Genomic DNA, 25,654 nt, shown 5'->3' on the forward strand with positions numbered 1-25,654 from the left:
AATGACAGAGATGACAGTAAGCACTTAGAATCCATCCGTCAAGACCTCTGTCATGACAAAGGGGAATTTATGTACTGTCAGACCGAACAGAACCGCGATCGAACGAGACGAGGTCGGCGCATGACCGCAGCGAACAGGCCGCGATGGCGGCACGTGTACGACGACCTCCGCACTCAGATCGAACGCGGAGACCTAGCTCCGGGACAGCGCATACCGGCGGAGCTTGAGCTCGCGGAGCGGTACGGGTTCTCCCGGCCAACGATTCGCACCGCGCTCGGGCATCTCCAGCAGGACGCGCTGATCACTGCGGGAGCAGGGTCGCTGGGACGCACCGTCCGGTCGCGCTTCTCGATCTTCTTCAACGCCTCGGACTTCGAGCGCGGGGCCTACACCGACGACCCCGCGCAGGCCGTCGATCAGTGGAAGGCCGACGTCGAACAGCAGGGGTGGACGCCACGGCAGGTCGTGACGGTGACGTGGATGGCCGCCCCATCCGACATCGCCGAAATGCTCGACGTTTCGGAGGGGACGATGCTGGCTCGCCGCCGCCGGCTACGGATGGTCAGTCGTCCACCGCAGGACTCGGAGATGCCGGTCATGCTCGCCGACACGTGGGCACCCGAGGACGTCGCGGTGCGCACCGTCACTGGCGAGGATGGGCAGGAGTTCGCGCCGTTCCTCGTTGAGCGCGATGTCGTTGTCACCGGCGGCATCTTCCGTGCCATCGGCTGCGAGCAGCGCGAGTTTGAAGACCGGATCGTGCCGCGTATGCCAACTCCTGACGAGGTTGAACTGCTGGATCTCCAGCCGGGTTCGCCAGTCGGTCAGCACGCACGCATCGGTATCGACCACTCCGGCCGACGTGTCCGCGTTCTGGTGTCGACCTGGGTGGGCGAGCGCCAGGTGCTGCGGTATCGACTCCCCGCCAGCCCCAGCTGACCAAGCTTGCCCGTCGACCGCCGCCCATTGCAGAAAGGACCTCTGATGTTGATCCGCATCGAGCCAGCTGTCCCCGACGAGTCCGACGCCGTGTTCTCAGTACTGGACGAAGCCGCTGCTTGGCTCCAGGACCAGGGCATTAAGCAGTGGCCGGCCCAATTCTCCGGCGTGGACGATTGGCGCGCCGAGCGCATCAACGCACACATCGAGGCAGGCCACGTGTGGGTCGTGCGCAGTCGTGACGAGATCGCGGCGGTCGTAACCCTGGCCGGCCCAGACCCCGACTACGCCCACGGCTGGCCCACCGACGCCGACGACGCGCTCTACATCTATCGAATGGCGGTGCGACGCGCGCATGCTGGCCGCGGCCTCGGAACGCACATCCTGAACTGGGCAAGCGCTCGGGCAGCAGCCCTCGGCTACTCGTGGCTGCGATTGGACTGCCATCGCGACAACGAGTCGCTTCAGCACTACTACGAGCGCGCGGGCTTCGAGCGGGTCGGCACCGTGGTCACCAGCATCGACCCTGGCGGGTCCCGGCCAAGCGGTCAGACGTACACCCGTGGATCCGGTGCGTTGTACCAACGAGCGGCGGGCACGGTACAGATCGGCAGCGATGACCCGTACGACCCGACCGGAGAGGCCGCGGTGTGGCAGGCCGCGTCCGAGCTGGTCAACAGCGTCAAATCCGACGATGTCGAATCGGTCGTGGACCCGTGGAATACGGCGCTCGAGCAGGCCAGCCGGGTACTGGATAACGAGGCACGCGGCGTGAGACAGCGCAACGGTGTCTGGTATCGCGTCATCTCGGGCAGCACCAGCTGACACCGGCGCTGCCTCTGGAGGCCCCGGCAGGCATCGCACCTGTCGGGGGGCCTCTCTCGTGCGCCGTCCACTTCCACTCTGGAGATATCAATCAGCAATGCTGATCAGAGTGGACGTTTTCGCAGGTCACGTAGACCCGCACGGACGTAGCGATGTTGTCCGCGAGGCGCGTGGACACCGGGTGGCGTCGCGGATACCGTCAGTGCCGATCAGCCAGGGGGACGTCATGAGACGCAGCGACTTCGCGGCCATCGCCGACGAGCTACGCGCGGACGGCTGGACCACCAGCGACATCGTCAGACAGTGGACTGTCGAGCACGGTCTGAACCCGCGCACCGCGGCGCGGCTGTCGCACGGGCTGACGCAGCAGCAGGTGGCCGACGAGGTCAACGAGCTGCGTGGCGCGCCGGACGATCGAGTCTGCACCCGCAAGGACGTGTCGAATTGGGAGACCAGCCGGCAGCCGTCGCTCGGCACGCTCAACGTGTTGGCGCGCGTGTACCGGTGCAGCGCCGGCGACCTGCTCGGCGGTGAGGACTACTCGCACCTCGACGGCACCCCGCGCCGGCCGGGAGCGGCGTCGCTGTCCGTGGCGATCTGCATCGTGATGGACGCCGGGCACGTCCTCCTCGTTCGGAACCGGGACGGCTCGTGGCAGTTCCCGACGGGCGTGGTGAAGCCCGGCCAGGACGCCGGTGAGCGTGCCGTCGAGGAATGTGCTGCGGAGACGGGCATCCGCTCGGCGGTCACCGCCTACCTCGGTGGCCGCATCCACCCTGTGACCTCGGCCTGGTGCGAGTACTACTCGGCCGAGTATCTGGCCGGAGACCTTGTCAATGGCCAGGCAGCCGAGAACAGCGACGTTCTCTGGGCGCCGATCAACCGAATCGGCAAGTTCATTGACAGCGACCGGATCTTCGGTCCCGTCCTTCACGCATTGGAGAGGCACATGAGCCAGGACGACGTCACTCCCCAGGTCGCGACCGCTGTCGTGGTCTCCGATCAGGGAGTGTTACTGGCCGCGCGGCACGACGGGAAGCCGCCGTGGACGTTCCCCGGTGGTGGGATCGAGGACGGTGAGAGCGTGGCCGATGCGGCTGTGCGCGAAGTCAAGGAGGAGACCGGCCTCGCCGTCACCGCGGTGCGCGAGTTGGGCCGGCGGGTGCACCCAAAGACCGGCACCGCAATGGCCTACGTGCTGTGCGAGCCCTCCGACGGGCTCGAGGTGCACGTCGGCGAGCCCGAGGACCTGGCGGAGGTGCGCTGGTGCGACAAGATGGCGCTCGACGAGCGCATCAAGCCCGAGCATGTGTACGAGCCGGTGGCCGAGCACCTGGCCACGGCACTCACCTGATCGGCGACACGCCCCGCCCCACTACGCCGAAGTACGTATTTCGATGGTAGGTTGATCATCAACCCGGATGATCAGGAGGTCGCGATGGCAGTCGTACCCACGACGACAACCGCGATTCAGGACGAGCCCGGCCTGGTCCGCAAACACATCAAACGCGGTGACGAGCTGGCGCTTGAGTTCCGTGGGCGCGCTTACGCCCGCATCGTCCCGGCCGACCAGTACGCCGAGATCGTCGAGCGTGCAGAGCGGGCCGCCGAGCTCGAGGCTCGCCTGGCCGAGCTCGAGGCGCAGCACGAGGCGGTGCCGGCATGACGTAGTCGCAGGCCTCGCGGTGGTGCTCGCACGTCGTCTGGCGATTCGTGGCCGGGCCGGCGCAGAGACAGAGAGCAACGCCGCAGACGACCCCAGACAGCAGAAAACCCCCCGCCTGAACTTTGAACGGTCCAGCGAGGGGTCTTCTAAGCCAGTAGCTGCGCCCGCAGCTCCTAAAAACGATGGTACATGACGAGGCACGGCAGTCCATGCCAACTCATGACCACGATCACGTGGCACGGGCGCGGCTCCGATCACTGGAGCCCAGTTGAACAACACGTCCACCCCGCAACACGAGACCCCAATCGAAGTGGTTGTCGGCCCCTCTACGTCGGCGACCTCCCCGTTCTGGGACGAGCATCAACACTCCGACGACAGGTCATGGCATCGAAGCCTCAGTTCGGCCCCGACGTGCGGGGTGCCGTTCTGGGTCACTGCTTGTGTTCGGCTGATGCCGCCGAGGCAACGGGATGGTTCACCGATCTCGCCGGCCATGGCCAACGCAGTCGTGCCTGCAGCTCAGGCATTGCTTGAGCGAGGGACGATTGACCGGAATCGGTTGTCGCAGGTCTGCGGCGTCGAGGTTCAGAACATCGACTGGGCGCTCGACTATCTCGAGCGGATCGGGTTCCTCACCCGCAGCGATGAAGCATGGGTCGTACGTACCTCTGAGCCGACCGGCTATCGCGGTCCGCTCGGCCCGAACGACCTGTACAGCGCACTTGAGGCCAGAGAGCACGGGATTCATGTTCCCCTGTTTTGCGAGGCCTGTGCGGACGTCGAGCGGCGGACGGAACAGTGGCGGCGGGAACAGTGGCGACGAATCACTCGGACGAGGCCGCCGGAGCAGGACACGTACATCTACATCATCGGAGAAGAGACCAGCCCTCACGTGAAGATTGGAATGACCACCGATCTGCACCAGCGGCTGAAATCTCTCCAGTCGACGAGCCCTGCATCCCTTCATGTCCGGTGGTCTGCACTGGGCAGCCGCGACATTGAACAACAACTCCACGCTGAGTTCGCGCGGCACCGAACCCATGGTGAGTGGTTCAAGTTCAGCGCCAAGGTGGATCCGGTGAGCGTGGTCCGTGCCGAAGCTCTTCGCCTCGGTGCTGTGGAGGTGGCCAAGTGACCCGCCCCGACTCCACGACACACGTCGACGACATCGAGGTTGCGCTGGAGAACACGCCGCGGGGTGTCCAGATCGACACCTGGATTCCGGCTTGTCTCCTGCTCGATCCGCCTCGCCAGTCGAACGGTAAGCCGCATCCCAGTCCGGAGAAGGTCTGGCCTGTCGTTTACCAGCTCCTCGCGAGCACGGCGAACGCGCACGGCGATGCACGTGTCACGGTCACGCGCTCGGCGATCGCGCATTGGGCTGGCTACAGCCGCTACGACAAGGCGGCGTGGATTGTCCAATGGCTGCAGCGCATCGGGTTCCTCACGGTGTACCGGCACTACACCCACGGCAAGGGTGGCGGCGGGCGCACACGAGACAGCTTCACCGTTCGGCTTGATCCGCCGGAGAACTACCGCGGGCCGACCCACACCGGCGAGCTCGCCGCCGCGTACGCCGATCCTGAGGCGTGGGGATCCATCTGGACTGAAGACCCCGAATCTGCAGGTCAGGGGCAACACCCCCTGCAGGGGGTAAAGCCCGAAAAGGTTCTACCCCCCACAGAGGGCAAAGCCCTCAAAACCGCAGGTCAGGGGCAAAACCCCCTGTGGGGGGTAAAGCCCGAAAAGGTTCTACCCCCCACAGAGGGCAAAGCCCTCAAAACCGCAGGTCAGGGGCAAAACCCCCTGCAGGGGGTTTTCCCGCGCGCGCGTCGATCTGAGTCTGATCTCCTCTCCGAGGAGAGGAGAGGAGATCAGACTGAGCCCGTGCCGGGCGGTGCGGCGGAGCCGCCCGCCACGGGCAAAGACGAGCACGACGTAGCCGCGGCGGAGATCGTCGAGGCGGCGCCGTGGGACCGGGTGGCTACCCGGCTGGGGTCGGCGGTCTCTGCGTCGCAGCTGGATGTCGACCAGATGACCGGCCGGATCGCGGAGCGACTGCGGGATGGGTCGGTGACGGTGGTGCAAGCCCGACAGGTGATCGCCGCTGCCTTGGAGGAGGCCAGGCACAAGCCGGTCGCCTACGTGGCTGGTGCCTTCGGTGCTGGTCAGCTGTCGAGCTGGCGTGCCCGGGTGAGCCGGGTGGTGTTGGCTCAGCCGTCGACGTCGGGCGAGCAAATCTCGGCAGACGTGGTTGATTCGGACTCCGATTCGCTGGCCAGCGCAGATGCGGCTGAGTCATTGCCCGAGTGCGAGGAGTGCGGAACTCCTCAGGGAGGCTCGGTGAAGGGACGTTTCCGCCGGGATGAGAACGGTCGGATGGTGCGCGATGCCGAGGGCCACCACGTGCCGTGTGCGTGCGTCGGTGGCCCGGCAGTGTGGCACGCCGCCTAGATCACCTCGAGAAGCCGCTCAGTTTCCCGCAGCAAGCCGTTCGGAGTTGCACGCGTGTGATTCCCCGGAGTGTGGGACTGGTAGCGACACAGGGCAACTCAGGCCGGAATTTGATCTTGAGGCCACGAGAGCCGCGCACGGTGTGGCCGGTTGGCCCCCAGCGAGGGCCCGGCCGGGGCGGCATCCCCGGCCGGGCGGTGAACACGAAAGGTGCAGATCATGTCCACGACCACGAGTATCTCGCAGGACGACGAGGCCCGGGAACTGCTGGCCGATCTACCCGCTGAGCAGTCGGTGCTGGGCGGGATGCTGCTGTCGGCCGACGCGATCACGCAGGTGAGCGCCACGCTGACGCGGGAGGAGTTCTTCTCGGTCCGTCACCAGGTGGTGTTCGCGGCGATCCTGGCCCTGTACCAGGACGACCGGCCGGCGGATGCCATCACAGTGGCCGCCGAGCTCGAGCGCCGCGAGGAGCTGCACAAGGTCGGCGGCGCGCCGTACCTGCACACGCTGCTCGAAACCGTGCCTTCCGCGGCCAATGTTGGCTACTACGCCGAGATCGTGCACGAGAAGGCGACGTTGCGCCGGATCGCCACCCTCGGGATCCAGGCCAACCAGCTGGCCATCAGCAGCGCCCGCGTCGACGACCAGGGCGGGGCGGACGTGACCCAGCTGCTCTCGTCGGTCCAGCAGCGCCTTGACGAGGTCAACGACGCCGCCACCGGCACCACGCGCAAGGCGACCTTCGCGCGGCTGACACGGGACCGTCTGCAGCACTTGGACGACCTGCAGGCCGGCCGCCTACAGGGCGGGCTGCCGACCGGGTTCGCTGACCTTGACGAGGTGCTCTCCGGCGGATTCCGTCCCGGCCAGCTGGTCACCGTGGCCGCCCGCCCGGGCGTGGGCAAGTCGACCCTGGCCATGGACTGGGCTCGGCATGTGGCGTTCCACCACGGCGATCCTGTCGAGCGCAAGCCGGTGATGTTCTTTTCGCTGGAGATGTCCGAGGGCGAGCTGTGGGACCGGGTCATCTGCGCCGAAGCCCGCGTCCGCCACTCCGACTACACCAGCCAGGGCCGACTCGACGACGCCGGCCGCGATCGGATCTACCGCAAAGCCGCTGAGACCTCCCAGCCAGTGGCGCAGGGCTCGAGCGCCTGCGTCGGCGACCTGTTGATGATCGACGACAACGCCCGGGTCACCCCGGGCCAGATCCGCGCCCTGGCCCGGCAACAGCAGCGCCGCACCGGCCTGTCCATGATCGTCGTGGACTACCTGCAGCTGATGCACGCCGACTCCCCCGCCGACAACCGCGAACGCGAGGTCGCCTCCATCACCCGCGAGCTCAAGCTCGCCGCGAAATCGCTCGAGGTGCCAGTGGTGATGCTCTCCCAGCTCAACCGCAAGAGCGAGGACCGCGCCGACAAGCGGCCGGCAGCCTCGGATCTGCGTGAGTCCGGCGCGATCGAGCAGGACAGCGACATCATCATGCTCATCCACCGCCCCGACGCCATCGAGCGCGACGACCCGCGCGCCGGAGAGGCCGACCTGATCCTCGCCAAGAATCGCGGCGGCCCGTGCTCGACCATCTCGATCGCCCAGCAGCTGCACTACTGCCGCTTCGCCGACCTCGCCCAGGGCTGACCCGCTGGCCACACCACCGCCGGGCGTATAACGACCTACACGGTGCTGCTATGGGGTGCGGCCTGGTCGAGAGTTCCTGTCGGTTCATACCGCGGGAACTCCCGGAGTCACGGGTAGCTACCTGTGTCACGGCCGGTAGTCATCTGGCGTGGTTACCTCACGTCGCCTCACAGAATCTGAGGTGACCGCGGCCCGGTCCCTACGCGTGCGCGTGCCCGCGCGCACGCGTAGGGACGCCGGTTACCCGGCTGTGCGCGCCGCCTCGTGAGGCGATGATGAGGCAAATGAGGCGAGTACCGAGAGTAAGGCGTGGGGGACGCCGGACCCTTCTGCCACACCCGCCGCCTCCGGCGCCAGGATCGAGAACCGTGCGACGACGTCCTGGTCGGTGCGCAGCTCGTGATGACTGCTCCCCCGGGCCTGTCCAGCCACGTCGGTCAGTGCGCGCAGGCGGCGATGTGAGGCCCCGAGCGCGACACCTCATGAGTGAGATGCCCGTTCCGAACCGGATCGCGTGCTCGCGCGCGAACCGTCAGATGCACGCCTTCGTCTGCGGGCTCGCGCCGGCGACGCCGACCCCGTGCACGAGCGAGACTCCCGCGCACAGGGGCGCGCACAGCACGAACACGTGCCCGCGTGTCGAGGGCGTGCACAACCCGTGCAGACCCCGGGCCGAGGCCGCGCACTGGACCCCGCACGGTCGCCTGCACACCCCGCGCATAACCCGTGCAACTCGCAGGTCAGGCACCGTGCGCGGGGGCGCGCTACGTGCGCACGGCGCTCATTGAGGCCCCGTGCGTGAAGTGCTGACAACCCGCGCAGTCGAAACGGCAGGCGATGTGGTGACAGCTGGCGTCGACAGGGTTAGTCGGTCAGCAATACGACCACGGCTTGAAGTTCGGCTGCGTCGAGATGTGTCTTCAAGTCGTTGGCGATCTGCTCGGGCGATTTCAAGGGCACAGTCCGAGGGCGCTTGGGCGGCCGCTCCGATGCGGGGGTGTTTACCGGGTAAACACCCCCAACCTCGGCACGCCCGCTTTCGGAGGTGATCTCCGCCGGACCCGCCGGACTGGTGCCCTCCTGCTGAATCCGCTCCCACTCCGCGGTCTGCTCCCCCGGCGGCAGCTTGGCCACGCGCCGTGCGTCCGCCAGTCCCAGTTGACCCGACTCGAGCGCCGCCTTGAGTGAATCCTCCAGCTCGAGCAGCGCGAGCCGCTGCGAGACGAACCCGTTCGTTTTCGAGATGCGTTTGGCGACTGCGCGTTGGGACCCATGGCGGTCCACGAGCAGCCGGATCGCCTCGGCTTCGCGCAGCGGCGGGAGCGCCTCACGGTGGATGTTCTCCACCAGTACCGACTCGTCGAGCGCTTCCTCTCGTCCGAGGTGGTCGACGACATGCACCGGCACCTTCTCGAGGCCGGCCTTCTGCGCAGCAGCCAGGCGCCGGTTGCCGTTGACCACGACCCAGTCGTGTGCGCCCACGTCGTGCTCGTGGTCCGGGTAGTGCGTCAGGAACACCTCGTAGCGCACCACCCCCAGGGGCTGGAGTACGCCGACCTCGCTGAGCGACTCGGCCAACTCCCCTACGTCGTCGTAGTCGGTGCGGGGGTTGCGCGGGTTGTGCGCGATCGAAGTGACCGGGACCGTCGACGGCGTCGTCGTCTGAGGCTGGGCGGACCCTGAAATTCCGCGGCGGCCACCCATCAGGACACCTGCCCGCCGTAGCCGAGCTCCAAGGCGAGCATCAGGAAGTCGTTGCGCGCCTCGGTCGCTGTCCGGTTGCTTGAGTACTGCGTGGCGACCTTGCCCTCGGCGGCTGCCACGGTGTGCAGCTTGAACCGGCGCAGGATGGTGTTGGTGTAGGCCAGACCCTGCTGGTCCAGCCACTGGGTCAGCGCGTCGATGTCGAGGTGGCCATCGCGCCGGTCCCACAGATTGCGCACCACCCGATACGGAAGCCCCTTGGGCTGGATCAGATCCAGCACCGTCCGTTCGGTCGGCCCGTAGGACAACGGCTCCGGGATCACCGGGACGATGGCGTCAGTGGCCACTTCCAGCGCACGCGAGAGCACCGCTGGCCGCGCGAGCGACCCGGGCGCGTCGATGAAGATGTGGTCGTACTCCTCGAGCTTGTCGAGTTTGGCAACCTCGTCGGGCTGGTCGTCGACTTGGTCGTAGTCGAACGGGAGCTGTTGCCCGTCGACCCGCTCGGCCCACCACACGGCCGAACCCTGTGGGTCGATGGAGGCGACCAGAACTGGTGGTTTCGCGGGGTCGCCGCCCAGGGTTTGTGAAACGACGGCGGCCAGGTTGACCGCGAGCGTGGTCTTACCCACCCCGCCCTTCTGAGAGATGACGAGATGGACCTGCGGTTGAGTCATGAAAGACCTCCGTGTGCTTCCCCGAATCGGGTACTTCGGATCGCCGCTCAGCCTGCCATGCGGCACCCCGCAGCTCGAGCATTGGTCCACGCCGCGCGTCGGTGTGTTTACGCGGTAAACACCGACGCGCGCGGCGCGTCGAGTGTTTACCGCGTAAACGCAGCCGACCCCTCGTCTCCCCCGTCAGGTGTACAGGGTTTTGTCAGGGGGCCCGGTTACGGTCCAGACGTTCCAGCGGAGACCCGCCAGATCAGGGAGGGGTGGGCAGCGTGGCTGAGCAGGCGGCACCCGGGCGCCGGCATCGCGCATACCGGTTCACCCTCGACCCCACGCCAGCTCAGGCCGCGGTACTTACCGCGCACGCCGACGCCGCCCGCTGGGCCTTCAACTTCGCCCTGGCCCAGAAGAGGGCGGCGAACCAGGCCTGGCGACTCCAGATCGCCGAGCTTGTGACGCTCGGCTTCGACGAGAAGACCGCCCGCAGGACGGCGGTGAAGATCCCGACCGCAGCCGAAGTGGCACGCCGGTGGACCGCGTGGCGCGAGGACCCGGCCGCCGACTCATGGCGCGGCGGGATCTGCCCCTGGTGGCGCGGAATCAACCGGTTCGCGTTCTCCTCCGGATTCCGCGACGCCGACCAGGCGTGGTCGAACTGGATGTCCAGCCTCGCCGGAACCCGCGCCGGCCGCGGGGTCGGCGAGCCACGGTTCAAACGCAAGGGCCGGGCGACGCCGTCGTTCCGGCTGCACCACGACGTTAAGAAGCCGACCATTCGCCCGGACGGGTACCGCCGTCTGCGGATGCCGAACATCGGCGCTGTTCGCCTGCACGGCTCGTGCAAGAGGATGGTGCGCGCGCTCGACCGGGGCGGGCGAGTGCAGTCGGTGACGTGCAGCCGCCGCGGCCATCGGTGGTACGTCTCGGTGCTCGTCGACGAGCCCGACCTCACGCCCGGCCGCGAGACCCAGGCCGGCCCCTCGCACCGCCAGAAAGCGGCCGGGCGGATCGGAGTGGACCTGGGCACGAAGGCGCTGGCGGCTCTGTCCGAACCCGTCGGCGGGCTGTCCGACGAACACGGCCTCGTCGCCAACCCGCGGCACCTCAAGAAGGCACGGCGCCGGCTGGTGCGCACCCAGCGGCAAATGTCGCGCCGCGTCGGCCCCGACAAGCGCACCGGACAGGAGCCGTCGAACCGGTGGAAACGCGCCCGCGCCCGCCTGTCGAAGATCCAGCGGGAGGTCACCGAACAACGCGCCTCGCACCTGCACTGGATCACCAAGACCCTGGCCACGTCCTACGCCGAGGTCGCGATCGAGGATCTGAACGTGGCCGGCATGACCCGCTCGGCCAAGGGCGACGCCGCGGCGCCGGGGCGGAACGTGCGCGCGAAGACCGGACTGAACCGGTCAGTACTGGACGCGGCGCCGGGCGAGTTCCGCCGCCAACTCGACTACAAGACTCCCTGGTACGGCTCACAGGTCGCGGTGTGCGACCGGTGGGCACCGACCAGCAAGACATGCTCGGCATGTGGGGCAGTGAAAGCCAAACTGGCCCTGTCCGAGCGGGTCTACACCTGCGACCACTGCGGGTTCACGTGTGATCGGGACATCAACGCGGCGCGCAACATCGCCGCGATGGCCGTCCCCGTCGACCCTGGAGGAGGGCGACGAGAAACCGCGCGTGGAGCGGACGTAAGTCCACCGCCGGCCTCGTGTCGGGGTGGCAGTCCGCAGCGAAGCGCGCAGCCCCAGCAGCACGCTGGGGCACCGTAGGAGAGCGATCTCCTACTCACCCCCGACCTAACTCCATAGCGGGGATACCGCCGGTATGAGCACAGGTCAGCAAGCGTGCTCCCCGCGCAAGCGGGGGTGATCCCAGGCGAGACGTACGGTTACCGGCCGGTCACGCGTGCTCCCCGCGCAAGCGGGGTGATCCGTGCCACGCGTTGTAGGCGCTGGCGCTGGCGCTGGCGCTGATGCCGATGCCGTGCTCCCCGCGCGAGCGGGGGTGATCCCACACACCGGAGGCGCCGCCTCCCGATACCGATGTGCTCCCCGCGCGAGCGGGGGTGATCGGCAGCCCACAGCAGGGGCTCCCCGCGCGAGCGGGCGGGGTGGTTCTGCGCCAGTGCGCGCCGGGTGTTTACCGAGTAAACACCCGCTGTCGGTGAGGGTGCCGTAGTCGGGTTCTCCGTGCGCCACGATTGGTGGACTTCGGATCGAGTTGCTGTGTCGGGGCAGTGTTGCAGGCAGGGTCGGCTGCATGACTAGCGAGAGGCCGAGGATCCGTCCGTTGGGTGCCTACGAGCCGGGGGAGCGGCAGGTGGATGCGTCGTGGACGGTGCATCGCTCGCGGACGGCGTATGACGGGTCGCCGTGGCTGCGGGTGGACATGGTCGATGTGAGTGCGCCGAACGAGGATCGGTTCGAGCACGCGGCGATCTGGGTGCCGGATGCGGCGGTGGCGTTGATCGTCGACGAGCAGCGCCGGGCGGTGTTGATGCTGCGGCGGCAGCGGTGGGTGATCGGCCGGGATGGCTATGAGCTGCTCGGCGGGTTGGTCGATGACGGCGAGGACCCTGGGGACACTGCGCGGAGGGAGGCGCTCGAGGAGAGTGGTCACGTGCCGCGTGGGGCGGGGCGGCATTTGCTGACGGTGCATCCGATGCCGGGTCTGGTCGACAGTGCCATGCACGTCTACCTCTGGGATGAGGGTGCCGAGCAGGTGGGGGATCCGTCGGATCCGCATGAGGCGGGCACGGTGGAGTGGGTGCCGCTGGATCGGGTCGATGAGCTCGCCGACGGTGGTCAACTGTTGGGGGCGACCACGGCGGTGGCGCTGTATCGGTACTTGGCGTTGCGTTAGGGCTCGAGGGCGGCGGCGCGGCGCATGTGGGCGCAGTAGGCCGGCTGGTGCGGCAGGTTCGGGGCGACGGCGGCCCAGAACGCGGCCGCGCCGGCGGTGTCGACGCGGGTGGTGGACCAGGCGTATCCGGTGCCGCGGCGCAGGGCAGCGGTGACGAGGGCGCGTCCGTGGCCGCGGCGCCGGTGGGGCGGGTCGGTGCGGACGTGCTCGATCACTCCGCGGTGGCAGGTGTGGCAGACGGCGAGGTCGAGGTCCGCGACGATGCCGTGCGGTGCGGTGTGGAGCTCGATGCGGCCGAGGCCTGCCTCGAGGTCGGGCGGGAGCGTGACCAGCTGCGCGTCGCGCCGGGGCACGTTGGGGGTGTGCGGTACTGGGGGCACGTATCGAGTGTGCGCCTGGCGGGGCGGTGTCGCGGCTGGTGCGGGGGTCGTGCCGGTCACGTGTTCTCGCGCTCGCCGCGTCGTGTGCTGCGGCGCCGCACCAGGTGGAGCGGCACGTAGTGGGTGACGGTGGTCTGGTGCTGGCCGTCGCCGGTCCATAGCGGGTAGGTCACGAGCACGAGCATGCCGGCATCGGCCCGCGGGATCGTCTCTCTTGCCAGTCCCGGAACCTCGGTGTCGATACGCAGGCCCTGCTCGGCATCGCCCGGGGTGTCGTCGGTGGGGCCGATCGGTAGCAGCTGGCGGAGCTGTATCCATACCGGCCAGGGTGGGTCGAATGTGCGTACCGACCGCGGAGGTGCGGCGGTGTCGTGTTCCGCAGCCACCCCGTAAGTCGAACATGCGTTCGCTACTTGGGGCAACGTGACGTGTGGTGCGCCTCAGCTGGGTACATGAAGCGACGGCTCGTGGCGGCGATCTCTGTCGTGCCGTGCGCGATGTGGGGTGGTGCGGTGTCGAGCTGCTCAGCGGTCTGCGGGCTGTCGGCGGCAGGATGTGGGGCAAGAGCCGGGCGTGGCGGGCCGCCGATGCGGCGGGGTGGTTGTTATCCGCGGAGTACGGTCAGGCGCAGGACACAGGCGTAGGGTTCGGCGTCGCCGTCGAGGTCGGTGGGGGAGTAGTCGTAGTCCACGCCGACCAGGCCATGCGCCGGGTGCTGGGCGAGCCATCGGCTCGCTTCGGCGAACAGCGCTTCGTCGCTGGTGGCGCGCAGGGTGACCATCTCGACCTGCGATTCCACGGCCACGACGTCGACCGAGTCCTCACGGCGGGTCGGGGTGGACTCGCCACCGGTGGTCGCGGGATGGGGCCGGGGTCCGGGGATGACCTCCCGCAGTCGGGCCAGATGGGTCTCGCCCATGCCGCGCATTTCCCGCAGGGCCGCGTCGGGTACCAGGGCGACCTGCTCGACGTAGCGGAAGTGGCGGCGCCACAGCAGGTTCCACACTTTCAGCGGCAACAGATCTTCTTTTGCGGCCAACGGTTCGGGCTCGTCGGGAAGCGTCGGTGCGCCCCAGCCCTCGAACCCCTCGGCCAGCAGGTTGTGCACCTGGTCGACGAGCGCACCCACACCCACCGGCAAGACCAGTGCGGGCCGGAGGCAGTACAGATCAACGCGCGCCTGCGGGTCTCGGCTCCCGCGGCGCTGACCCTCGCCGGGCGGAGTGAAGGCCAACAGCGACACGGTGCGGGTGCGGCCACGCGCCAGGCGCGCCAGCGCACCGCGCAGCGCCTCTCCAACGGTCGAACCGACGGGCTCGGGGTCGAGAACAGGGAGTTCGCCGTTGAGGCGGTACTCGTAGTCACTCACCCGGCCAGCGTGCCAGCCCACCCCGGACCGCCGGCCGGACTACACGCGGACGACCTCGCCCGGGTTGCGGTCGGGGCGCAGGCCACGCCAGGACGGGTGGCGCAGGCGCCCGTCGGCGGTCCACTGGCGATGCTCGACCTCGCCGACCAGCACGGGCTCGACCCATCGCGCGTGGCGGGTGTATTCACGCGGCACCGCGCCGGCGAACGGGGACACGGCGGTTTCGATGCGTTCGAGCTGCTCCTGTAGCTGTGCCAGGGCGGTGTCGGTGAATCCGGTGCCGACGTGCCCGCTGTAGCGCAGCGCGCCCTGCGCGTCATGCACGCCGAGCAGCAGCGAGCCGAGCGCCCCGGAACGCCGGCCTTGCCCGGGCACCCAGCCGCCGATGACCACCTCTTGGGCCTGCCGCAGCGGCGTTTTGATCCAGTCCCGCGATCGCCTGCCGGGCAGATAGCGGGACTGCAGGCGCTTGGCGACCACACCCTCCAGGCCGTGCTCGCCGGCGATGGCCAGCAGCTCGCCTCCGGCCATGTCGGTGTAGTGCGGCGGGGTGCGCAGCCACGGCTCCCGCGCCAGCCCTAACGCGGCGAGTCGCTCGCGCCGCTCGAGGTAGGTCAGTCCGGTCAGGTCCGCGTCGCGGTCGGCGAGCAGATCGAAGACGTAGAAGGCCACCGGCGTGCTGGCCAGCAGCTCGGTGGTGGGCCGCTGGACATGCATACGCGACTGCAGCCGGCCGAAATCCGGCCGCCCCTCGGTATCGAGGGTGACCAGCTCGCCATCCACCATCACCGGCCGATCCACCAGCTCGCCCAGCTGCCGCAGCTCGGGGTAGGTCTCGAGCACCGGTCGCAGATTCCGCGACCACGCCTGCACACCACCCGCCTCGGCCGCGACGATCGCGCGCACGCCGTCCCACTTCCACTCGAACGCCCACCCCGGCCCCGCGGGCGGATCCCCGGACGTGGCGAGCATCGGCGGGAGCGGTTCACCGGAGGCGGCCATGACCCGATCCTGACCGAGAACGCCGGCCGTCGCCGTGCGCTGGAACCTCTGTTCCTCGTGGTTCACACGCGGCTGGGGGAGTCACAGGCCGGCGTTGTGGTCGCCGAGGGCGCGGCGCATGTCGGTGCACCGGTGCGCGTCGCCGTCGGCGACCACGTGGGGTAGGGCCGCGGCCACGAAGGCGCGGGCGACGAGGTCAGGCGTGAATCCGAGGGAGGGGGCCGACCAGCGGTAGCCGGGACCGCGGGCCACGCCGGCGGCGATCAGCAGCCTGCCGTAGCCGAGCCGGCGATGCTCCTCTGCGACGGTGACGTGCTCGAGCACGCCGACCCGGCATGGTCCGCACAGTCGCAGGGCCAGCTGTCCGACTCGAGTGCCCTCGACCCACAGGGCGATCTGTCCGAGCCCGCCGCGCGTCTCGGGTGGGATCGCCACCAGGTGCAGGCCCTGCGAGGCCGGCGGCACGTCCGGGTCGGTGGCGAGTGTCTGCTGGGTCGGATCCACCCGGCACCAGGTGTGGCCGGGCAGGTGCAGGTCCCGGCACACCCGACAGGTCTGTGAGGGCCGGTCGTAGTAGTGCAGCCACCCCATGCGCGTTCCGCCGTAGTCGAAGGCATGCCCCCGCGGGCAGCGCGCGGGTGCCGACTGCCCCGGCCACAGCGGCACCACCCGCTCCGGGCGCCCGAACTCGCCCTGCGCCCCCGAACGCAACCGATCATCGACCATGTGTTCGATGCTAGTGCGGTGGTTGTGGTGGCCGCGGCCTGGCGATGCCGCAGGGCGCCGCGACGGCGTAGGCCCGTGGCCGTCACGGCCGCAGCGTCACGAGGTGTCGCCGTCCTGCACGGCGGCCTGCAACGCCAGCAGCAGCGAGCGGGCATCCACCACGACGTCCTTCGATGTCTCCACACGGTTTCCGAACCCGTCGAGCTCGGCCACGGAGATGTGCGCCTGCCCGCCGATGACGGCCAGGCTCAGCTCCCGACCCGGCGGCTCGGTGTAGGTGTCCTCATCCCGACCCAGCGCTGCGATGGAGATTTCCCGAATTGGCACGGTCGGCAGCATAACCAGCGCGGCCGTACCGCCGACCCCACGGCGCGCACCATGGCCAGCCGACCGCACCCGCAAGGCCGTCACGCGTCAGCAACGTCATGGCCTCCTAAAACTAGTGCTCACGTCGACGCGCGTGGCTTGGTCACCGTGACCGGGGGAATGTCGAGTGCTGCCCAGGTCGTGGTGGAGCTGGCGTTCTGCTCGACGCCCCAGTTCGCGGCAAGCTGTTCGAGAATGATGCGGCCGACCTGTAGCCCCTGGCTGGCCTCGGCGAGGCTCACTGTGGGCGGTTTGGCGCCGAGGGTGGTGACCTCAATCTGCAAGCAGTAGCCACCATTGGTGCGGCGCACATGCAGCAGGGCAGGTCCTCCGCTGCTGCGCAGGGTGTCGGTGATGAGTTCGTCTGCGACCAGTAGCGCATCGATCACGAACTCCTCGGGCAGGTCCGCCAATGTGTAGCGCAGTAGATCGCGAGCGGACGACAGTTCGTCGGTAGTCCCGTTCACGGTGATGTGGAGGGTATCCGCACCGCTGTCCGTGAATAGATCGTCATGTCCGAAACGTGGGTCCTGATCGTCGCTCATGGTGACCGTGCCTCCCTGAACGAGTCTCGCTGTCGATCTTTCCCCCGACATGTCGCGTCACATACCCCCGGGATATGCCACACAAACGGGGAGGGGGCGAGATCAACTACGATCCTTCGACCAGCCAGCCCCTGGAATGGGCCGCTATTGGTCGATGCTGGGGGAGAACCCTTCCAGCGGGATGCGCTCGCCGTTGGACGTGATGAGGTCCTGATAGCCGCGCGCGGCGGCTGTCCTCGCGCAGCGGCGGCATCCACTGTCCTGGAAGGACAGGCGTGTGCCGACCCCGATCTTTCCTGAGCGAAGCCCGCGACACAGCACCTCGTTGGCATCCGGGTCGAACAGGTGGACCGACAACCCGCCCGTCGCGGCCACGCACATCAGCTCGGGACGGCCGGGACCTCCCGGGGCCGCTTCGGGTGTCATCACCGCAGCATGCCGGACACCGCACGATAAACGGTCCAGGCCTCGCCGAGGCCTGCCTTGGCGCTCGCCGAATAGCTGTGACGATCCCGGAAGGAACCAGCGGCGGGGCCCACGCCAGCCCCTGGGCGTGGGCCCCGCCGCGGTGCAAGGTGGGTGTGCTGGTCAGCAGGCCTGTTCGAGTTGCTGGCGGGTGATGACGGTGCCGGAGGCCCAGTCGTAGGTGAACAGCTCGACCAGGCCGTCGGGGGTGGCGTGCCCGTCGCCGACGGTGGGGGCCGGCGCGGTGATGTCTTTCAGGAGTCGGTGGGCGAGGGTGGCGAGGGTGCGCGGCCCGGTGCCCCCATACCCCCAGGACAGGCCGCCGTAGGAGTGCAGCGGGGCGGGATAGAGCGTGCCGTCCTGGGTGCGGACCCAGATCTCCTGTTCCAGGATGATCTCGGCAAGCGGGCTGGTGGCGGGCAGGCGCCGTGAGGACAGGGCGCGGACCTCTTCGCCGGGCTCGTCGGGCAGCAGCACGGGGATATCGGTGATGGGGTCGTACATGGCCACGCCCCGTTGGGAGGGGCTGCGTTCGAGGCCGGCGTAGATGGCGGTGCGCTCGGGTGCGGGTTCGAGACGGTCGAGCCATTCGGCGCGGGCGGGGCTGTGGGGGATGAGCAGGGTTTGTGACCACGGCAGTGACCTGCCTCCGTCCCAGGCCATGAGGGTGCGCACGCACTGCTCGGCCAGCCGGTCGCTGCGGTCGAGAACCTCACGCCACCCGGCGTGGAGCACGGTTTCCTCGAGCGGGTCCGGCCGCTCGTCGGTCACGGGCTCGGCGGGCAGGGCGGCCAGGACGATCTCGTCGGGGGTGATCGAGCCGCGGTCGAGGCGTTCCTGCAGGATCTGCAGGTCGGTGCTGTCGGCGGCCTCGGTGTTGCGGTCGATCAGCTGGGCGGTGTGGATCAGCGCCCGGTGCGCGACGTGCTCGGGCGGGTACTGCAGCGCCATGCGCGTGAGCGGGAAGACATCCAGGTCCTGCATGCCCACATCGCGCGCTGGCGCATCCCCGGGCTGCCAGTCGGTGATCAGGTCGGGGGAGCGCAACCGGCCAGGCCAGTACGGTGCCGGCTGGCCCAGCACTCGGGCCAGGTCCGACCAGCTCACCTCGACCCGCTCGGCGTCGGGATCCTGCCCGCTCCAGCACCACAACGCGGGTCCGCGAATGCCCCAGTCCCAGCCGACCAGCACGTAGACATCGGCCATGGGCTCCATACGGGCCAGCTCACCGCCCTGGACCATGGCCGGGTCGTCGTGCCAGAACACCACCAAACGCCCGGACTCGGTGGCCCAGTGCTGCGCCACGACGTCCCGCCGGCCGTAGCGCGGCGTGATGCGCTGGGCCCCGTCGAACTCGGCCGGCTCGCCGGCGTTCGGCCACCAATCCAGCGTCAGCTGCCGCGGTTTGCGGTAGTCGGTGGCTGCCAGCCAGTCCCGCAGCGCAGGGATCGACCGCCACACCCCCGACTCGTCCTCCGGGGGATCGACCGGCCGCGGAAACCCGTTGCGTTTGGTGAGCTTGCCCAGCTCACGCTCGGACATCCCCCACAGCTTCTGCAGCTCGGCGTCGCTGGCCACGTGCACGTAGTGCGTGCCGCCCATTCGTCCTCCCAGTAGCGAGACAAAAACTCACTCCACGTATACGGCACAACACCGACAGCGTCGGCCGATCGTAGCCGGCAAGGGGACGGTTGCTCGTCGTTAATGCTCGTGCCGCCATAGGCGTACTGCCGTCAGCACTGTGGCCGTGGCGGTGTGGAACTCAGCTCACGAACGCCTCGCGTAGCCCTGATCCCGTGGCCATTGCGCGAGCGTAGGAACTCCTGTCAGGGAGGGAGGCCCGAACGGGCAACGTGCCCTGAATGTCGGTGACGGGTGCGACGATGCCCGCGCAGAGATCTGAACATCCGCTGGGGGGTGGTATGGATGGCGACGACCGCGCTGTTGGTGGAAGACGGCCAGACCCATGCACTGGATGCTTCGCGAGACCAGGATGATCTGGGCGGGGGCACGTCCTGGGAGCAGATCTACAAGGTGCGCGATCCGCGACCGAACCTGCAGTGCAGGGTCTGCGAAAACCCCATGCACGCCAAGCACAGCCCCCAGGGACGTCGCGGGTTCACGCACGACAAGAGGTCGCCGCATTGTCCCGCGAGCGAGACCTCTGAGTCCGAGGTGCACAAGGCGTTGAAGCATCTGTGTGCGCAGTGGATCCGCGAGCATGGCTACGAGGCGGAGCTTGAAGCGGTGGGCGACGGGTGGCGCGCCGATGTGCTGGCCACCGGCGCAGACGGTGCGCGCATCGCCTTCGAGATCCAGGTCAGTGCCCAGACCGAGGACGAGGCCCGCGCCCGCACCGAGCGCTACGCCCGCGACGGCATCGCGTGCGCGTGGATCGCCGTCGGAGAAAAGAACCGGCCCTGGTACCGGCCCAACGGAGCGTTGGTGGTGCCCGCACCCGACAGCGACGACACCATCGATGAGCACACCTGGACCGTGGTCGATGGCTGCGCCACCTGGACCATCCGCGCGGAAGGCGCCTTCCGCACCTACGGGCACTGGGAACCGGTGGCCAAACCGGACGCCTCGTTGAAAACGATGGTGCAGTGGATCACCGACGGTCGTATCGTGCCCTCCCGCCCTGAACCGCACGCCACCCCGCAGGATTGGTGGTGGGTATACGCCACCGAGCGCGCGGCCGCGGAGGACGCCGGAGCGTTCGAGAACCCGACCGACTGGATCCACCGCACCCACAACTGGCGCCTTCGCCAGCGCGCTCTGAGGGCACCGGCTACCGCAGCCGCCAAGAACCGGTGGCCGGGCCTGTCTGACTCCAAGATCGACCGTGCCCAGCCGGGCGAGGACCGGACCATCCTGGCCATAGACCCCGTGGTGTACGGCGAACTGGTGGTTATCCGGTTCGACAATGGCAAGACACAGCAGGCTGGAAAGGAGAACAGCCCCCCATCGCATCTCTTCGCTCTGCTGCTGCCCGATGTGATCGCCGAGGACGAGCGGGAGATCAAGGTCCTGGCCGACAACTGGTCTGCAGCGGAGAAGATCTCCCGCCGCTACCCCGAGGTGCGCGTGGCCGTCCCCGAGGGCTCGGTGCCGTGGACGTTATACCGATACCGCGACGGAGCTTGGATACCGGCAGGACGGTTCGGCGAGCTCTCCAAACGCGCCCCGCAACCCGCGAAACCGAAGAACACCGCCGCCTCGGTCGATAGCGGGGCAGCGCTGTCGACGTCGTCGGCGTCGATCTCGACATCCGGTTCGCCAACGGCGGCAGGGGAGCGTTCCACGTCGTCCACGCCAGCCCCGGCGTCCGTGCCGCAGCCCACGCCACCGTCACCGCCCACGCCACCGGTATCGAACCGGCCGGCAGCCGAGCCGAAGCCACCGGCCCGCCTCAGCCCGCCGCCGAAACGCCTACCCAGCGCCCCGGGCAGCACGACGCCGCTGTCGTGGACGTGGTGGCGCCGGGCCGCGTTGATCGCTGCCGTCCTGTGCATGGCCTTGGCAGGCCTACTCACCACCGTCACCGACACGGGATTCACGGACCTACTGCTGTGGATCGGCGGAATCGAGGCCGGCCTGCTCGCAGCGACGGCCACGGTGTGGGCCGTGCTACGCAGGTGACCACCGAGCTCAGCCGAGACTCCTCGTGCCCGAGACATCAGCCAGCCTCGGGTATGAGCGACGTCGAGCTCGTCCGCTCGCGAGTGCTGGCGAAGTGGCTGCTTTATGCGGTGGTGTCGTTGCCCGCGTGATCGAGCCTGTTGCGCTAATCCTCTTCCGCGACGGTGCGCAATGCCCGCTTGAGGAGCGCGTCAGCGGGCACGGGCTCGCCGACGCGGAGCGTGAAGGACTTCGTGACGGTGTCGGGGGTGCCGGTGACGCCGGAGGAGGCCTCGATGTGTGCACGCATGTCGTTGTTCGTGTTGGTGGAGCTGTAGAGGTACAGCACTTCCATCGGCTGGTTGCGATCGTCGGGCCGTACGGTGATGTCTGGGTAGGTGACTGTGGTGCTGCCGTCTGCGTGGTCAATGATGTCGATGTCCGGGGGCATGTCGACAGGCGTGAAGGCTGATGTCAGCCCGGGTATCGACGGCATCGACAGGAAACTCCCTCCCTTCCCGTAGGGCTTCGGCTGCTCGGGGAACGCGACCTCGTTCGGAGTGTCGAGCTCGTCGGGGTCGAGCACGGTGATTCCGGGCGGCAGGCGCAGAGTCACTCGAACCTTCTCGAACGGACCAGCGCCGTCGCTGGAGATCCTCAGTTGTAACGGGCCGTGCTGTTCGGCGACGTATTGGCTGTGCAGCAGCTCGCGCAGTGCCGTCGGCAACGCGTCGAGGTACTCCTCGACCTGGCCTCGGTACTGCTCTGGACTCCGTTGCTCGGGGTGGGAGAGCGCGAGCAACGGCGGCCGCGGTGTCTGGTCCAGCGCGCCCAGGAGCTCGTCGCGTATGCCCTGTACGACCTGGTCAATGACCTGCTCCACATCATCGAGGACGGGTATCGACAAGCGATCAGCAGTGATGCGGAAGTGCAGGCGTTTTCTTGCGTACTCATCACGAGCTTTGGCGACAACCGACACCCCCGTCATGATGATCCCGGCCCATATCAGCGCCGTGGTGTCGGAGAACGCGGAGCCCGCCGCTGTCATCGCCGTGCCGAGGGCGGCGACAGCGAGCCACCCCCATCGTTTGAGTGTCCTGGTGACGTGTCCCCGGCGCATAGGGGTTGTTGTACAGCACCGGTCGGTCTTCGAGTCTCGGGTCCGGCACGCAATTAGCGGGGCATCACCATGAGTCGTGGCACCCGTATCTACAGCGAGGCACAGGCGTGGTCGCGGGGGCTCTGCGGCCGGACGAGGCCTTCCCAGAAGGCCGCGTTGCTGCGGTGTTCGGTGACGAGGTCGGGGAGTAGTGGGTCGGCAGCCTTGCCCCGCGTGAGCATGTCGTCGAGCGAGGCGATGACATCGAGGACGGAACGAGGCTCGAACTGCCCGGCCCGGCGCTTCGCCTGCTTACGCACGTTGTTGGGCGTGGGACCAGCGTCGAGGACGGAGTGGTGCCAGAGCCGACTGTGGTGCGCACACCGGTTCCGCAGATAGACCAGCGATCTCACGCGGTAGGCCAAGCCGGCCTTGGCGATCCCGATGCTGCCGGCGACGGCATCGACCAGTGTGCCTCCTGCACCCCGTTCGATGGCCTTCGACAACGTGCCGAACGACCACGCCTCGACCGCGGACCACACGGGCAGTCGGCTGTACTCGGCGCGGTCGCCTGCGGTGTCCTCCCGATAGCGCAGGATGTGGCGGTCCTTGCTCCGGTCGATGTCGCGGCGGCACAGCTCGACGGTCGGCTCCCGGTCACCGACATCGGTGTAGAAGTCCTCTTCGAGGAAGCGGCCGTAGGCGCCGTGCTCGTCGGCGATCACGCGCGCGACGTGTGCGCGGAGCATCAGCTCGATGCGAGCGAGGGGGACGGCGAGTCGAGCCCGAAGTTGCTCGTCGGCGTCGTAGACAGCGCGGATCTCGTCGAAGGTGCTGCCGGGTACGAACGAGTCGTCGCCCAGGTGCGGAGCTCGCTGGTAGTACCGGGCGTAGCCGGAGAACCGGTAGTAGTTGTTCGCTGCGAGGAACTCGGCGCAGGCGCTCGTGTCGTCGACGACGAGGCCGCGCTGCATCATGAGGGCGACCTGCTGCTCGCAGGACAGGCTCGGCTTCACGCACTACCCCAGAAAAGAAAAAGGCCCCTCCCATTTGAGCTTCAGCGAGAGGCTTGGGAGGGGGGCGATCGCCTTCCAGTGTAGCCGACCGGTGGGACGGGCGTACACGGACTGGGCGGTGTGTCATTCGGCATCGTGGTCCGGCTCGAGGACGGCGCGGGAGCGGGCGGTGTCGTGGAACTCGGGCACGCGCTGTTCCTGCAGTTCGATCTTGCGCTGGTACCACTCGTGCGCGGCCTGGCGGCTCATGCCGAGCGCGGCACCGATCTCGGCCCAGCTGGCGCCGGCCTCGCGGGCGTCGCGCATGACGACCCAGCGGCGTCCGGTCATCAGCTCGACCAGGCGACGGTTGGCCTCGAGGGCCTGTACCGCGGTGACCGGGGCGAGGCCGGCCAGAACGTGGCCGAACACGGGGTCGCCGTCGGAGCGGGCATCGGCCCGCCGGCAGAACTCGCGTTCGAAGTAGGTGTTCCAGGTGGCGTTGAGTTCCCGCTCGTCGCCGTCACGCAGGACGGCCTCCAGGTCGATGCCAGCGGGCAGCAGGCCCGGCATGAGCCTGTCGCTGCCGTCGGTCAGCTCGATGCGCTCCATGTTGTCAAGCCAGCCTGACGTTTCCCACTGTGTCAAGGCAGCTTGACAGTCGGTCAGTAGTCGAGGTGGGGACCGGGTGATAATCCGCTGTATCACCCGGCGTCGTCAGCTTTCGCATCGGTGCGTTACGCCGATGGTCTGCTGTGATGGCAGGTATGGATCCGCAGAACTGGTCGGCGATCTTCGCTGGAGTCAGTGCGCTCGGGGCTGTCGCGACGGCTGGTATCGCCGGATGGTCGTTGCTCGGTGCGCGCAAGGACAGCAGGGACCGCACCCGCCCGGTGGTGGTTGCCTCTTTGAAAAAGGGGCCGGAGATGTCTTTGGGCGTGGTCTATCTCGTCATCGAGAACAACGGCCAATCGCTCGCTCGCCACCTCGAAGTGCGTTTCGACCCGCCGCTGCCGGACTACACCCACACCGATGACGGACAGCAAGGTGTGGTCGCTCCCGTCCTGCGGAAACGCTATGGAACGGCGATTACCTTGCTTGCCCCCGGTCACCAGCTGAAGAACATCTACTCCTACATGAGCGCAGGATCTGACGGGAACGTCGAGCCAGTCCCTGCACAGTTCACCGTCTCGGTTCACTACGTCGACGACCATGGCCGTGGGTACGCCGACTCCTTCCCGTTAGACGTCGACCTCATCGGCCTGGAAACACAATCCGACCCGAGCGACGGCAACAATCCGGAACGGCGGAAGAACAAGAGGGACCGCCGGGATACGGGAGAAACCTGCCAAGTGGTCGGGTAATGCCTGGTCAGGAGTTGATGTCGGCGAGGGCGCGGTAGAGCGAGGCGACTGAGGGGTGCTGGCCGGCGTTCTTGCCGGTTTTGATGGTCAGCTTCTTGACGATGTCGGGCATCGGGGTGCCCTTGTCGCGGAGCGCGCGGGCAAAGACCAGCATGTCCTCGTCGATGACCTTGGGGCGGCCGCCGTGGTTGCCGCGTGCGGCGGCGGCTTGCTGGCCTTCGAGGGTTTTCTCGCGGATGTAGTCGCGGTCGAGCTGGGCGGCGACAGCGAGCACGGCGAAGAGCATGGAGCCCATGCCGTGTGGGTCGTAGATCCCGGTCAGGGGTCCGGTAAGCAGTTCCAGCTGCACCCCGCCGCCCTGGAGCTGGGCGGACAGCGTCATCAGTTCGGCGGCGTTGCGGGCGAGGCGTTTCATCTCGTGCACGGTCACGATCACCGGCTGGTCCGGCGCGGCGGTCTTGATCTCGTGGGCGAGGGTGAGTGCCTTCTCCAGTTCGGGGCGGATCTTGATGCGGGTGCTGATCGTCTCGGAGAACACCCTGGTGCAGTGTGCGGCCGCGAGCGCGTCGAGCTGGCTGTGCAGTTCCTGGGTGGCGGTGGAGCAGCGAGCGTAGCCGATCCGGATCGGCGCCCCGTGTGTCTCCGGCTTCGCCGCGGCGACCTCCGGGCCCTGCGTCCACTTCTTGCCCGGCCCCCGGTCGGCAGGGACGGGCACGGTGAGCTCATCGCGCAGTGACGGCACGAGGATGAACCGCGCGGTGTGGTATTTCGCGGCGGTCTTCCCGGCGCGGGTGCGGCAGGCGCTGCCGGCGGGCACGTCGCATTGCGGGCAGGGGTGGCGTTCGACCGCGGCCGTGGCGTCGTCGGGTCCGCGTTGCATGCCGTCACTCTCGCAGAACTCTCTCAAAAGTGGTCTCATTTATGAGAGGTGTTGTGCGAATCGCGACC

26 protein-coding genes are annotated in these 25,654 nt (G+C 68.2%); 11 read left to right on the top strand and 15 right to left on the bottom strand.

Annotation, left to right across the window (positions count from 1 at the left end):
* The first annotated feature begins 120 nt into the window (after window positions 1–120).
* The 7 genes from FHS23_RS22450 (at window position 121) to dnaB (ending at window position 7,528) form a co-directional block, all read left to right on the top strand.
* Window positions 121–939, top strand: coding sequence for a GntR family transcriptional regulator (locus FHS23_RS22450; protein WP_183659397.1), 819 nt, complete (start codon window positions 121–123; stop codon window positions 937–939).
* A 45-nt stretch (window positions 940–984) separates the two neighbouring features.
* Window positions 985–1,764: a GNAT family N-acetyltransferase gene (locus FHS23_RS22455; protein WP_183659400.1), complete on the top strand. Its 780-nt coding sequence runs from the start codon at window positions 985–987 to the stop codon at window positions 1,762–1,764.
* A 226-nt stretch (window positions 1,765–1,990) separates the two neighbouring features.
* Complete coding sequence (locus FHS23_RS22460; protein WP_183659402.1) at window positions 1,991–3,118, top strand: NUDIX domain-containing protein; 1,128 nt, start codon at window positions 1,991–1,993, stop codon at window positions 3,116–3,118.
* 84 nt (window positions 3,119–3,202) lie between these two features.
* Window positions 3,203–3,430 (top strand): hypothetical protein, encoded by a 228-nt coding sequence (locus tag FHS23_RS22465; protein ID WP_183659404.1) that lies wholly within the window; start codon window positions 3,203–3,205, stop codon window positions 3,428–3,430.
* Window positions 3,431–3,923: 493 nt separating this feature from the next.
* On the top strand, window positions 3,924–4,565 hold the full coding sequence (locus FHS23_RS22470; RefSeq protein ID WP_183659406.1) for a GIY-YIG nuclease family protein: 642 nt from the start codon (window positions 3,924–3,926) through the stop codon (window positions 4,563–4,565).
* Entirely contained in the window at window positions 4,562–5,884 is a 1,323-nt protein-coding gene (locus tag FHS23_RS22475) for a hypothetical protein (RefSeq protein ID WP_183659408.1), read from the top strand. The genes FHS23_RS22470 and FHS23_RS22475 overlap by 4 nt, the downstream gene beginning before the upstream one ends.
* 219 nt (window positions 5,885–6,103) lie before the next feature.
* Window positions 6,104–7,528 (top strand): replicative DNA helicase, encoded by a 1,425-nt coding sequence (gene dnaB, locus FHS23_RS22480; protein ID WP_183659410.1) that lies wholly within the window; start codon window positions 6,104–6,106, stop codon window positions 7,526–7,528.
* Window positions 7,529–8,392: 864 nt separating this feature from the next.
* Here the strand turns inward: dnaB and FHS23_RS22485 are convergent.
* Both FHS23_RS22485 and FHS23_RS22490 read right to left on the bottom strand, forming a co-directional pair.
* Window positions 8,393–9,232, bottom strand: a complete 840-nt coding sequence (locus FHS23_RS22485; protein WP_183659412.1) for a ParB/RepB/Spo0J family partition protein — start codon at window positions 9,230–9,232, stop codon at window positions 8,393–8,395.
* Entirely contained in the window at window positions 9,232–9,909 is a 678-nt protein-coding gene (locus FHS23_RS22490; protein ID WP_183659414.1) for a ParA family protein, read from the bottom strand. Before FHS23_RS22490 ends, FHS23_RS22485 begins: the two co-directional genes overlap by 1 nt.
* 269 nt (window positions 9,910–10,178) lie before the next feature.
* Between FHS23_RS22490 and FHS23_RS22495 the strand changes: the two genes are divergently transcribed.
* Both FHS23_RS22495 and FHS23_RS22505 read left to right on the top strand, forming a co-directional pair.
* Entirely contained in the window at window positions 10,179–11,681 is a 1,503-nt protein-coding gene (locus FHS23_RS22495) for an RNA-guided endonuclease InsQ/TnpB family protein (protein WP_221219990.1), read from the top strand.
* Window positions 11,682–12,201: 520 nt separating this feature from the next.
* The gene (locus FHS23_RS22505; protein ID WP_246382645.1) at window positions 12,202–12,774 is read left to right on the top strand and encodes an NUDIX hydrolase; all 573 of its coding nucleotides are present in this window, start codon (window positions 12,202–12,204) and stop codon (window positions 12,772–12,774) included.
* Here FHS23_RS22505 and FHS23_RS22510 read toward each other — a convergent pair.
* From FHS23_RS22510 to FHS23_RS22550, 9 genes are all read right to left on the bottom strand, one after another.
* On the bottom strand, window positions 12,771–13,154 hold the full coding sequence (locus FHS23_RS22510) for a GNAT family N-acetyltransferase (RefSeq protein ID WP_183659419.1): 384 nt from the start codon (window positions 13,152–13,154) through the stop codon (window positions 12,771–12,773). The two genes, FHS23_RS22505 and FHS23_RS22510, sit on opposite strands and share 4 nt — an antisense overlap.
* 56 nt (window positions 13,155–13,210) lie before the next feature.
* On the bottom strand, window positions 13,211–13,540 hold the full coding sequence (locus FHS23_RS22515) for a hypothetical protein (RefSeq protein ID WP_183659422.1): 330 nt from the start codon (window positions 13,538–13,540) through the stop codon (window positions 13,211–13,213).
* Between the two features lie 218 nt (window positions 13,541–13,758).
* Window positions 13,759–14,523 (bottom strand): hypothetical protein, encoded by a 765-nt coding sequence (locus tag FHS23_RS22520; RefSeq protein ID WP_183659424.1) that lies wholly within the window; start codon window positions 14,521–14,523, stop codon window positions 13,759–13,761.
* A gap of 39 nt (window positions 14,524–14,562) precedes the next feature.
* Complete coding sequence (gene ligD / locus FHS23_RS22525) at window positions 14,563–15,525, bottom strand: non-homologous end-joining DNA ligase (RefSeq protein ID WP_484573310.1); 963 nt, start codon at window positions 15,523–15,525, stop codon at window positions 14,563–14,565.
* An 81-nt stretch (window positions 15,526–15,606) separates the two neighbouring features.
* Window positions 15,607–16,251: a GNAT family N-acetyltransferase gene (locus FHS23_RS22530; RefSeq protein WP_183659426.1), complete on the bottom strand. Its 645-nt coding sequence runs from the start codon at window positions 16,249–16,251 to the stop codon at window positions 15,607–15,609.
* A 96-nt stretch (window positions 16,252–16,347) separates the two neighbouring features.
* Window positions 16,348–16,578 carry a hypothetical protein gene (locus FHS23_RS22535; protein WP_183659428.1) on the bottom strand — a complete coding sequence of 77 codons (231 nt, stop codon included), beginning with the start codon at window positions 16,576–16,578 and terminating at the stop codon, window positions 16,348–16,350.
* Window positions 16,579–16,697: 119 nt separating this feature from the next.
* The gene (locus FHS23_RS22540; RefSeq protein ID WP_183659430.1) at window positions 16,698–17,162 is read right to left on the bottom strand and encodes a hypothetical protein; all 465 of its coding nucleotides are present in this window, start codon (window positions 17,160–17,162) and stop codon (window positions 16,698–16,700) included.
* Window positions 17,163–17,306: 144 nt separating this feature from the next.
* Window positions 17,307–17,588 (bottom strand): hypothetical protein, encoded by a 282-nt coding sequence (locus FHS23_RS22545; protein WP_183659432.1) that lies wholly within the window; start codon window positions 17,586–17,588, stop codon window positions 17,307–17,309.
* 162 nt (window positions 17,589–17,750) lie between these two features.
* Window positions 17,751–19,229, bottom strand: a complete 1,479-nt coding sequence (locus FHS23_RS22550) for a hypothetical protein (RefSeq protein WP_183659434.1) — start codon at window positions 19,227–19,229, stop codon at window positions 17,751–17,753.
* Between the two features lie 324 nt (window positions 19,230–19,553).
* Between FHS23_RS22550 and FHS23_RS22555 the strand changes: the two genes are divergently transcribed.
* Window positions 19,554–21,269, top strand: coding sequence for a competence protein CoiA family protein (locus tag FHS23_RS22555; RefSeq protein WP_183659436.1), 1,716 nt, complete (start codon window positions 19,554–19,556; stop codon window positions 21,267–21,269).
* Between the two features lie 145 nt (window positions 21,270–21,414).
* On the opposite strand, the gene FHS23_RS22560 is transcribed toward FHS23_RS22555, so the two are convergent.
* The 3 genes from FHS23_RS22560 to FHS23_RS23475 all read right to left on the bottom strand — a co-directional run bounded on the left by FHS23_RS22560 (window position 21,415) and on the right by FHS23_RS23475 (window position 23,954).
* Window positions 21,415–22,296: a hypothetical protein gene (locus FHS23_RS22560; RefSeq protein ID WP_183659438.1), complete on the bottom strand. Its 882-nt coding sequence runs from the start codon at window positions 22,294–22,296 to the stop codon at window positions 21,415–21,417.
* Between the two features lie 161 nt (window positions 22,297–22,457).
* Complete coding sequence (locus tag FHS23_RS22565; RefSeq protein ID WP_183659440.1) at window positions 22,458–23,363, bottom strand: Abi family protein; 906 nt, start codon at window positions 23,361–23,363, stop codon at window positions 22,458–22,460.
* A gap of 123 nt (window positions 23,364–23,486) precedes the next feature.
* Window positions 23,487–23,954 (bottom strand): hypothetical protein, encoded by a 468-nt coding sequence (locus FHS23_RS23475; protein WP_183659442.1) that lies wholly within the window; start codon window positions 23,952–23,954, stop codon window positions 23,487–23,489.
* Between the two features lie 155 nt (window positions 23,955–24,109).
* Between FHS23_RS23475 and FHS23_RS22575 the strand changes: the two genes are divergently transcribed.
* A complete protein-coding gene (locus FHS23_RS22575) occupies window positions 24,110–24,706 on the top strand; it encodes a COG1361 family protein (protein ID WP_183659444.1) in 597 nt (198 codons plus the stop codon).
* Window positions 24,707–24,713: 7 nt separating this feature from the next.
* Here FHS23_RS22575 and FHS23_RS22580 read toward each other — a convergent pair whose 3' ends face one another.
* Window positions 24,714–25,586, bottom strand: a complete 873-nt coding sequence (locus FHS23_RS22580) for a recombinase family protein (protein ID WP_183659446.1) — start codon at window positions 25,584–25,586, stop codon at window positions 24,714–24,716.
* Between the last annotated feature and the right edge of the window lie 68 nt (window positions 25,587–25,654).

The sequence above is a fragment of the Prauserella isguenensis genome (assembly GCF_014191605.1).
Taxonomy (GTDB): Bacteria; Actinomycetota; Actinomycetes; order Mycobacteriales; family Pseudonocardiaceae; genus Prauserella; species Prauserella isguenensis.

Excerpts from the sequence above, each read along its gene's own strand:
- FHS23_RS22460 (WP_183659402.1), top strand. The coding sequence starts at position 1,991 with ATGAGACGCAGCGACTTCGCGGCCATCGCCGACGAGCTACGCGCGGAC.
- FHS23_RS22490 (WP_183659414.1), bottom strand. The coding sequence starts at position 9,909 with ATGACTCAACCGCAGGTCCATCTCGTCATCTCTCAGAAGGGCGGGGTG.
- FHS23_RS22580 (WP_183659446.1), bottom strand. The coding sequence starts at position 25,586 with ATGCAACGCGGACCCGACGACGCCACGGCCGCGGTCGAACGCCACCCC.
- dnaB (WP_183659410.1), top strand. The coding sequence starts at position 6,104 with ATGTCCACGACCACGAGTATCTCGCAGGACGACGAGGCCCGGGAACTG.
- ligD (WP_484573310.1), bottom strand. The coding sequence starts at position 15,525 with ATGGCCGCCTCCGGTGAACCGCTCCCGCCGATGCTCGCCACGTCCGGG.
- FHS23_RS22450 (WP_183659397.1), top strand. The coding sequence starts at position 121 with ATGACCGCAGCGAACAGGCCGCGATGGCGGCACGTGTACGACGACCTC.
- FHS23_RS22465 (WP_183659404.1), top strand. The coding sequence starts at position 3,203 with ATGGCAGTCGTACCCACGACGACAACCGCGATTCAGGACGAGCCCGGC.
- FHS23_RS22550 (WP_183659434.1), bottom strand. The coding sequence starts at position 19,229 with ATGGGCGGCACGCACTACGTGCACGTGGCCAGCGACGCCGAGCTGCAG.
- FHS23_RS22575 (WP_183659444.1), top strand. The coding sequence starts at position 24,110 with ATGGATCCGCAGAACTGGTCGGCGATCTTCGCTGGAGTCAGTGCGCTC.
- FHS23_RS22545 (WP_183659432.1), bottom strand. The coding sequence starts at position 17,588 with ATGACACCCGAAGCGGCCCCGGGAGGTCCCGGCCGTCCCGAGCTGATG.
- FHS23_RS22555 (WP_183659436.1), top strand. The coding sequence starts at position 19,554 with ATGGCGACGACCGCGCTGTTGGTGGAAGACGGCCAGACCCATGCACTG.
- FHS23_RS23475 (WP_183659442.1), bottom strand. The coding sequence starts at position 23,954 with ATGGAGCGCATCGAGCTGACCGACGGCAGCGACAGGCTCATGCCGGGC.
- FHS23_RS22455 (WP_183659400.1), top strand. The coding sequence starts at position 985 with ATGTTGATCCGCATCGAGCCAGCTGTCCCCGACGAGTCCGACGCCGTG.
- FHS23_RS22485 (WP_183659412.1), bottom strand. The coding sequence starts at position 9,232 with ATGGGTGGCCGCCGCGGAATTTCAGGGTCCGCCCAGCCTCAGACGACG.
- FHS23_RS22540 (WP_183659430.1), bottom strand. The coding sequence starts at position 17,162 with ATGAGCGACGATCAGGACCCACGTTTCGGACATGACGATCTATTCACG.
- FHS23_RS22560 (WP_183659438.1), bottom strand. The coding sequence starts at position 22,296 with ATGACAGCGGCGGGCTCCGCGTTCTCCGACACCACGGCGCTGATATGG.
- FHS23_RS22470 (WP_183659406.1), top strand. The coding sequence starts at position 3,924 with ATGGCCAACGCAGTCGTGCCTGCAGCTCAGGCATTGCTTGAGCGAGGG.
- FHS23_RS22530 (WP_183659426.1), bottom strand. The coding sequence starts at position 16,251 with ATGGTCGATGATCGGTTGCGTTCGGGGGCGCAGGGCGAGTTCGGGCGC.